Source organism: Pseudoxanthobacter sp. (genome assembly GCF_036822375.1).
In the GTDB taxonomy this organism is placed as follows: domain Bacteria; phylum Pseudomonadota; class Alphaproteobacteria; order Rhizobiales; family Segnochrobactraceae; genus Pseudoxanthobacter.
The window spans coordinates 1-1,232 of sequence record NZ_DAISHT010000252.1; the positions used below are offsets into that span (position 1 = coordinate 1).

The window sequence follows — 1,232 nt, forward strand, 5'->3', positions numbered from 1 at the left end:
GACAGTGTGCCGGCAGAGACAATTTGATCCTCCCTTTCAGCGGGCGCTGCGACCGGATGGCGGTTGCGGCGCCCGTTGCCGTTCCGGCACCCCGGCGTGCTGCGAGGGGGCCGTGGATTAAGGCGGCGCGGCCGGCTGCGTCGCCTTGACACGGGCCGGGGCTCTGCCCACCTAATTGATCGACAGACCCGGTGCGGCCGGGGCGCGTGTGCCAGTCTTCCGCGGGCATGCGGCCCGGCCGGGACAATGCGATATCCGGCCCTGCAGGTGCTTCTGCCGTCCGCTCCGGTTCTTTGCCGGCGCGGCGGCAACAAGCGGCAAATGCCAGCAGGTCCGGTCGGCACAGGCGCATTGTCCGGGCTCCTCCCCCGGGACCACTGGCGCGGTTCGTGCTTTAATTCAGGCGAATCGGCCATGGCTCAGAAAGGACGGTCCTTCATGACCACGAACGAAGACCCCCGTGCCGAACTTCCGCCGGCAGCCGCCGATGGCGGGCCGGAGGTCGTGCCGGTTCTGCCGCTGCGCGACATCGTCGTCTTCCCGCACATGATCGTGCCCCTGTTCGTGGGGCGCGAAAAGTCGATCCGCGCCCTCGAAGAGGTGATGCGCAACGACAAGCACATTCTGCTGGCGACCCAGAAGAATGCCGAGGACAACGACCCGGCCATCGAGGCCATTTATCCCATCGGCACGCTGGCGACCGTGCTGCAGCTGCTGAAGCTGCCGGATGGCACCGTGAAGGTGCTGGTGGAGGGTTCGACCCGCGCCGAGATCGAGCGCTTCCGCGACCGGGCCGACATCTACGAGGCCGAGGTGAAGCGCGTTGCCGACGTGATCGCCGACCCCGTGGAGGTGGAGGCGATGGCGCGCTCGGTGGTGGCCGAGTTCGACAACTACGTGAAGCTCAACAAAAAGGTCTCGCCGGAAGTGGTCGGCGCGGTCACCCAGATCGAGGACTATTCCAAGCTCGCCGACACGGTGGCCTCGCATCTGGCGGTCAAGATTCCCGAGAAGCAGGCGATCCTGGCGATTGCCTCGGTGGCCGAGCGCCTTGAAAAGGTGCTGGGCATGATGGAGAGCGAGATCTCCGTCCTGCAGGTGGAAAAGCGCATCCGCTCGCGCGTCAAGCGCCAGATGGAGAAGACCCAGCGCGAGTACTACCTCAACGAGCAGATGAAGGCGATCCAGAAGGAACTCGGCGACGGCGAGGACGGCCGCGACGAGGCGGCCGA

General features: G+C 66.3%; 1 protein-coding gene. It reads left to right on the plus strand.

Annotated elements, in window-relative coordinates; genetic code table 11:
- Positions 1–438: 438 nt before the first annotated feature.
- Positions 439–1,232: LON peptidase substrate-binding domain-containing protein (locus V7067_RS15850; RefSeq protein ID WP_334176870.1), on the plus strand; the 794-nt coding region annotated here is incomplete at its 3' end.